The sequence below is a fragment of the Mesorhizobium sp. M4A.F.Ca.ET.020.02.1.1 genome (genome assembly GCF_004022645.1).
Lineage (GTDB): Bacteria > Pseudomonadota > Alphaproteobacteria > Rhizobiales > Rhizobiaceae > Mesorhizobium.
The window spans coordinates 1-6,873 of sequence record NZ_RZOI01000293.1 but is presented as its reverse complement, the minus strand read 5'-3'; the positions used below and the strand labels follow the sequence as shown (position 1 = coordinate 6,873).

8 protein-coding genes are annotated in these 6,873 nt (G+C 64.1%); 6 read left to right on the top strand and 2 right to left on the bottom strand.

Features of this window, described 5'->3' with window-relative positions:
- Positions 1 to 74: 74 nt before the first annotated feature.
- Positions 75 to 203 (bottom strand): hypothetical protein, encoded by a 129-nt coding sequence (locus EN742_RS40040; RefSeq protein WP_281033082.1) that lies wholly within the window; start codon positions 201 to 203, stop codon positions 75 to 77.
- 195 nt (positions 204 to 398) lie between these two features.
- Between EN742_RS40040 and EN742_RS18685 the strand changes: the two genes are divergently transcribed.
- The 6 genes from EN742_RS18685 (at position 399) to EN742_RS18660 (ending at position 6,254) form a co-directional block, all read left to right on the top strand.
- The gene (locus EN742_RS18685; protein ID WP_127405695.1) at positions 399 to 2,168 is read left to right on the top strand and encodes an acyl-CoA dehydrogenase family protein; all 1,770 of its coding nucleotides are present in this window, start codon (positions 399 to 401) and stop codon (positions 2,166 to 2,168) included.
- 29 nt (positions 2,169 to 2,197) lie between these two features.
- Positions 2,198 to 2,950: a crotonase/enoyl-CoA hydratase family protein gene (locus EN742_RS18680; protein ID WP_127405694.1), complete on the top strand. Its 753-nt coding sequence runs from the start codon at positions 2,198 to 2,200 to the stop codon at positions 2,948 to 2,950.
- Between the two features lie 237 nt (positions 2,951 to 3,187).
- Positions 3,188 to 4,513, top strand: a complete 1,326-nt coding sequence (locus tag EN742_RS18675) for a hypothetical protein (protein ID WP_127405693.1) — start codon at positions 3,188 to 3,190, stop codon at positions 4,511 to 4,513.
- A complete protein-coding gene (locus tag EN742_RS18670; RefSeq protein ID WP_126055949.1) occupies positions 4,506 to 5,099 on the top strand; it encodes a hypothetical protein in 594 nt (197 codons plus the stop codon). The genes EN742_RS18675 and EN742_RS18670 overlap by 8 nt, the downstream gene beginning before the upstream one ends.
- Positions 5,096 to 5,674: a hypothetical protein gene (locus EN742_RS18665; RefSeq protein WP_126055948.1), complete on the top strand. Its 579-nt coding sequence runs from the start codon at positions 5,096 to 5,098 to the stop codon at positions 5,672 to 5,674. Before EN742_RS18670 ends, EN742_RS18665 begins: the two co-directional genes overlap by 4 nt.
- 10 nt (positions 5,675 to 5,684) lie before the next feature.
- Entirely contained in the window at positions 5,685 to 6,254 is a 570-nt protein-coding gene (locus EN742_RS18660; protein WP_128333136.1) for a hypothetical protein, read from the top strand.
- A 22-nt stretch (positions 6,255 to 6,276) separates the two neighbouring features.
- Here EN742_RS18660 and pdxH read toward each other — a convergent pair.
- Positions 6,277 to 6,873: pyridoxamine 5'-phosphate oxidase (gene pdxH, locus EN742_RS18655; RefSeq protein ID WP_128333135.1), on the bottom strand; the 597-nt coding region annotated here is incomplete at its 5' end.

The window sequence follows — 6,873 nt, the reverse complement described above, 5'->3', positions numbered from 1 at the left end:
GGGTGTCCCCACTGACCAGGGATCGATCTTGAACCGCTATGGTTAAGGAAGTGCTTTCAAAGCGGATGAGACGCTCAACGTGGAAACAGCGACGGCACCTCGAACGGATCGGGCGCCGGCTCCTGCGGCAGCGTGCCTTCGGCCGCGCGTTTGCGGTGATGCGCCAGCGAGCACCGCGGCGAGGCGTCGGGTCTGGCGAGCATGGAGGGCTCCGGTTTGTCGCCGGTCGAATGCCTGGTGGACTCAGAATTTAATGCGCGCCGCCGCGATTGCAAAATCCGCGTGACAAAGTTTGACGTTTACGTAAAAAGAAGACTTGAGGCCGCCCAAAGGCGGATGGTTTTGCATAGGCCCAGGCCCTACGATCGAGCGGCCGGGGCAGCGGAGGAGCAATCGGCATGTATAAGGCACCGGTCGAGGATATCGCCTTCACGCTGAAGCATGTGGCCGGGCTGAAGCCGGCATTGGATTCCGGCACTTTCGGCGATCTCGGCGAGGATTTGGTCGACGCCATCCTGGCCGAGGCCGGCCGCTTCGCCAGCGAGGAGGTGGCGCCGCTCTATAAGATCGGTGACGAGCATGGCGCGGTGCTCAAGGACGCGGCCGTCACCACCCCGCCCGGCTGGAAGGAGCTTTACCGGCGCTGGATCGAAGGCGGCTGGAATGCGCTGTCCGGTCCGGAGGAATTCGGCGGCCAGGGCCTGCCTACCATGCTCGGCGTTGCCGCGCTCGAAATGTGGAATTCCGCCGCCATGGCCTTCGGCATCGGCCCGACGCTGACCATGGGCGCGGTCGAGGCGCTGGACAAGCACGCCTCCGAGGCGCTGAGGCAAAAATATCTGGCGAAGCTCGTCTCCGGCGAGTGGATGGGCACGATGAACCTGACAGAGCCGCAGGCCGGTTCCGATCTCGCTGCTCTGCGCGCCCGCGCCGAGCCGGCCGGCGATGGCACCTATCGCATCTTCGGCCAGAAGATTTTCATCACCTATGGCGAGCACGATTTCACCGACAACATCGTCCACCTGGTACTGGCACGGCTGCCCGACGCTCCCGCCGGCACGCGCGGCATCTCGCTGTTCCTGGTACCGAAATTCCTGGTCGCTGACGACGGCTCCCTCGCCGCCCGCAACGATGTCTTCTGCTCCGGCCTGGAACACAAGCTCGGCATCCATGCCTCGCCGACCTGCACCATGATCTATGGCGACGGTTTCCAGAACGCGACCCCCGGCGCGATCGGCTGGCTGGTCGGCGAGGAGAACAAGGGGCTGGCCTGCATGTTCACGATGATGAACAACGCCCGCCTTGCCGTCGGCATGCAAGGCGTGGCGGTGGCCGAGACCGCGACGCAGAAGGCGATCACCTACGCCAACGAGCGTCGGCAGGGCAAGGCCTCGGACTATGAGGGGTCGGGCATGGCGCCGATCGTCCATCACCCGGACGTGCAGCGCAATCTCCTCACAATGCGGGCATTGACCCAGATCGCCCGGGCTATCAGCTATTCCTGTGCCCATGCCATTGACCGCGCTCGGGTCGGCGAAGGCGAGGCGGCCGCCAACTGGCGCGACCGCGCCAATCTGCTGACGCCGCTTGCCAAGGCATTTTCCACCGATGTCGGCGTCGAGGTCGCCTCGCTCGGCGTCCAGGTGCATGGCGGCATGGGCTTCATTGAGGAGACGGGCGCGGCCGCCCTTTATCGCGACGCCCGCATCGCGCCGATTTATGAAGGCACCAACGGCATCCAGGCGATCGATCTGGTGGCGCGCAAGCTGCCGCTCGGCGGCGGCGAACACGTGCATCGCTACATCGGTGAATTGAAAGCGGTCGCCGATGGCGTGCGCACTTCCAATGTCGCGGGTTTTGGCCACACCGCCGACAATCTCGACCGGGCGCTCGCCGATCTCGACGAGGCGACGCGCTTCCTGCAGAAGCTGATGGCAGACGGCAAGGCCGATGCCGCGATGGCCGGTGCCACGCCCTATCTTCGGCTGATCTCACTTACCGCCGGCGGCGCATATCTGGCGCAGGGCGGACTCGCAGACCATGGCCGAGTTCCGCTTTGCCGCTTCTTTGCCGAAAACCTGCTTGGCGAGACCCGCGCCCTGAAGGAGCGCATCATCGATGGCGCTGAAAGCCTTGCCGTGGCCGGCAAGGCGTTGATCTCAGCCTGAAACATCCGGACATTCGAAGGAACTGGACCGTGACCGACCATATCCTCATCGAGCGCCAGGGCGCCGTGCAGATCATCCGCATGAACCGCCCGGACAAGAAGAACGCGCTGACGCGCGCCATGTACGCGAAGATGTCGACAGCCCTTGCCGAGGGCGATGCCGATCCTGCCGTTCGCGTGCACGTCTTCCTCGGCGTACCCGGCGCCTTTTCCTCCGGCAACGACCTTGCCGACTTCATGGTCATCGCCACCGGCGGCGAGGGCGGCACGGAAGTCTGGGATTTCCTGATGGCGCTGGCCAAGACGCAGAAGCCGATGGTGTCGGGCGTCGACGGCATCGCGGTCGGCATCGGCACCACGCTCAACCTTCATTGCGACCTGACATTCGCCACATCGCGCACCGTCTTTCGCACGCCATTCGTCGATCTCGGTCTGGTGCCCGAGGCCGGCTCGAGCCTGCTCGCGCCGCGGATACTCGGACAGCAAGGCGCCTTCGCCCTGCTCGGCCTGGGCGAAGGCTTCTCCGCCGAGCGGGCAAAGGCTGCCGGCTTGATTTACGACGTAGTCGAGGGGAACGCGCTGGAAGCAGCGGTGCTCTCGTCTGCCAACGAGATTGCCGCCAAGCCGCCGCAGGCGCTCAAGATCGCGCGCGACCTGATGCGCGGCTCGCGCGAGGATCTTGTTGCCCGCATCAAGGTCGAGAGCGAGCATTTCCGCGAACGTCTGAAATCCGACGAGGCCCGCGCCGCACTCACCGCATTCATGACCAGGAAGAAGGGCTGACCGAAAGATCCCCGCAGCGCTCCGACAAAGCCAGGGCGCACGCAAGTTGTGCATTGTCTGAAAAACTCACGCATGGCGTGATTTTGACCTGTACATGCAACTACTCGCGCCCTATCTCACGAGCAGGCGGCAGGGGTGTCCTACGAGGCGGAGAGGACATGAGCCGAGACGTTGCCATCGATGCACGACCAATCAAAACAGTGCGAGGGCGTTCACTGACTGATTGAACGCCTCGACATGCTTGCCGATGCCGCAAAGCCGCTAGCACTGACCTTAAAGCTCTGGTGGCGCTTCTGGCCGCAATTGGTCGCCCTGGTGCTTCTGGGTACCGTGTTCGGTGACCTGTTCATGCAGATCGCCGCGCGCACTGCCCTTGTCAATCATATGGCGGGGCTTGCCTTGCTGACACTGGTTGCGCTGACGCAGCTCATTGTCACCGTCGCCATGTTCCAGACGCTGCTGCCCGCCTTACCGGCAACGCGTGTGGCACAGCAGGCGGCGCGTGGCGAAAGCGAAGCGCAGCCTGGTACAGGTGGCGTGCGACTGGCACGCATGGTCACCGTCGCGCTGCTGCCCTTCTTCGCCTACTACGCTGCCTGGGGGTTTCTCGGCGACACGGTTCGGCAGTATTCCCGCGTCACGCTCGACATGGCGCCCTTCGGCGAAGGGGCCGGCAACGTCCTCGATGTGCTCGATTCGCGCTGGCTGATTTTTTCGGTCGCGATCTCGTGGCTGATCCGGCGCTTGGCCGCCAGCATGCAGACGCGCGGCGGATCTCGCTCCTTCTGGCAGATTGTCGTTGTCATCTGCGAGACCAACTGGATCTTCATTGGTCTGTATGTGATTTCGCGCTGGAAGGACGAGATCGTCGGCTGGATCATGAGCCGCAACATCCTGTCCGTCCTGCAGGCCGCCGCGGAGAGTATGGCCAATCCGGTCGCAAGCGCCTTTGCCGATCCCATGGTTCCGGTCGAGGTCACCTCCATCGACACGACCACCAGGCTGGTCAACCTGTCCTTCTATATGCTCCTGCCGGTGATCTGGCTGGTGCTCGCGGCACTGATCTACGGCTACGACGTGCGCGACGACAAGGAACTGATGCGTGTGCACCGGCGCGTCGAACATTTCGGCGAGCGCTACCGCGCCATTCCGAAATTCCTGCGCGATTTCGTCGAGCACTTCATCTCCGGCTATCGCTCGCGCTACCTGCCGATCGCCAATGGCGTGCGCATCACGCTGAGCTCGGGTGTGGTGCTCATTGTCACGCTGATCGTCGGTTATCGCCTGATCGACTGGCTGGCCGCCTGGGCGTGGCTCGGAATGACACGCGTCATCGGCCCGCATGAGCTAGACACCTGGCAGGTGCTGTCGGAGGGCGTTTCGCTGCTCTTCGGCAGCCCGTTCCAGGATTCTTCGACCGGCATTCTCGTCGAGCCGATAAGAATCTGTTTCCTCGCCGCGATCCTGGAAACGGCATTCGCGCTGCCCAAGCGCCAGACAATTGACAGCATGCAGCCGGCCGGCTCCCCGGCCGGTGGAGAGGCCGAGGCCCAGAATGTTTGAAGACGCCCGCTCCCGCCTGAAGGCATGGTTGGTGGCCGGCATCGGCACAGTGGCGGCGATTGGGGTAGCCGGCGTCATGGGCGCCTTCGGCGCAAGGCAAGAGCCGCTGCCGGTTCTGGTGCCCGCCAGCGGAATCGAGACGGGCCAGTGGCTGCTCAGGTCGCTCAAGGCCTATTCGACCGAAGGCGAGAACCCCTACGGCGTACCGCTGAAGCCTGGCGCCAAGGCGCTGGTCCTCGAGCTCGAAATGACCAACCACACCGCCAAGTCGACAAAGGATTATTTCGACCTGCTGCAGGCCGCCCAGGCAACCGTCGATCCGACGACGAGACCGTTCATCGTGCTGACGCGTGATTCCACGCTGTCACCGGAACTGCACCCCGGCATGCCGGAGCGCATGGCCTATGTCTGGCAATTGCCGGACGGAGCGGCACCGCCGGCAAGCCTCGACCTGACGGTCATCCGCAAGACCTACAAGCAGCGCGACAATCTCTACGGCCTGCCCGGCTGGTTCAATCCGGCACCGGTCGGCACGCTGAAGCTGCCGGTTGGCAGCGGGCCTAGTGCCGCGGATATCCGGCCATGATGCGCAAACTGGCGAACATCGTCCTGCTGCTCGTCGCAGTGTCGCTCTGCTACGGCCTGCAGGTGTCGAAGCCGCACTATGGCGACCTTGTCGGGCCGATCCCCGCCCGCGGCTCGCTCGGCGACATGGCCGTCGGGCGAAGCTTCGAGGTCCGGGCCGAAAAGGTCGAATTCGCCCGAAAACTGAAAGTTGACAAGTTCGGTGACAGCAAGGTTTTGACCACAGGCGGCATCTGGGCCGTGGTCACGGTGGAGTTTGCGGCGCCGGCGCAATCGACGACGGTAGCGGTCGCGTCCTGGCGCGGGTCGACAGGCCTGACCTATGACCAGACCGAGCGGCTGTCCTTCGCCGATGGACTCCTTCCCGTGGCCATCGACCCCGGCCTGCCGAGGAAGGCGAGGCTGATCTTCGAGCTGCGGCCTGACGAAGTCAGCGATGCCACTCTGCTGGTTTCGGAAAAGCTGATGTCCGCACTCGACTCGCGGGCCGAGATATCGCTCGGGCCCGTCGCGATTGGACCCGACGGCTTGCCGCCCGGCACGGTAGACACACTGGACATGACGCAGCCGATCTGAGGGATATCGAATGGCGGCAGAAATTCTGGATCGGGAGAGCGGGACGAGCGAGCGGAAATGGCGCCGCCGCAGCCTGTGGTCGCTGCTGCTGCTTATCCCCTTGGCCTTGGCAGTTGAGGCTTACGACAGTGTTAGGACGCTGCTTGGCAACAACGATCTCTTCGCCCGAAGCGTTGTCTGGGGAGAGAGCGCCCATTTCGGCGGCAGCGACTGGAAGCTAACCGATTTGCGCGGCGCCTTTGGCATGGCGAACCTGCCGCCGGATTCGGTCCCTGTGCTGGCCGACTTCTCGGTGAAAGTGGGCGATCCCGATCTGCAAAAACTCTGGATCGGCTGCAGGATAGTGCTGATGGACAAGGACGGTCGGCGTTGGTCGCCGACATCGGCGGTATCGCTGAAAACGCAGGACCACGTGCAGACCTGCACGTCGGCGATCTTCTCCGGCGCCAAGAGCGGCGACACCCTCAACCTGCGCGAGACCTTCCTGGTGCCGAAACAGGCGACAAGGACGATACGGCCGGCCGTCGGCGTCGCCAGCGAGCGGCCGCATTTCCTGCTGTTCCAGTTGGAAAAGGATTGATCCGGCCACCCGTCCGTCACTGTCACGGATAGAGGCGCGTCTTGTCCCAGCCACCTTCCGCGTTGCGCGTGAAGACCAGGCGGTCGTGAAGGCGGAACGGCCGGTCGTGCCAGAACTCGATCGTCTGCGGCACGATGCGGAAGCCGGACCAGTGTTTTGGCCGCGGGATCTCGCCGATTGGATAGCGCGCGGTGTATTCGGCCACCGCCTTCTCCAGCGCGAAGCGGCTTTCCAGAGGCCGCGACTGTTTCGAGGCCCAAGCGCCGATGCGGCTGCCGCGCGGCCGCGTCGCGTAGTAGGCATCGGCCTCGGCATCGCTGACGATCTCCACCGGCCCGCGCACGCGCACCTGACGGCGCAGCGATTTCCAATGGAAGCACATCGCCGCCTTCATGCTGCCAAGAATCTCGCGGCCCTTGGCGCTCTCGAAATTCGTGTAGAAGACAAACCCGCTTTCGTCGAACCCCTTGAGCAGCACCATCCGCACATCAGGCATGCCGTCGGCATCGACGGTCGCCAGCGCCACGCCGTTGGGGTCGTTGGGCTCGCTTTTGGTCGCATCCTCCAGCCATGTGGCAAAGAGGCGGAATGGCTCGGCGGCCTCGGTAAAGTCACCGCT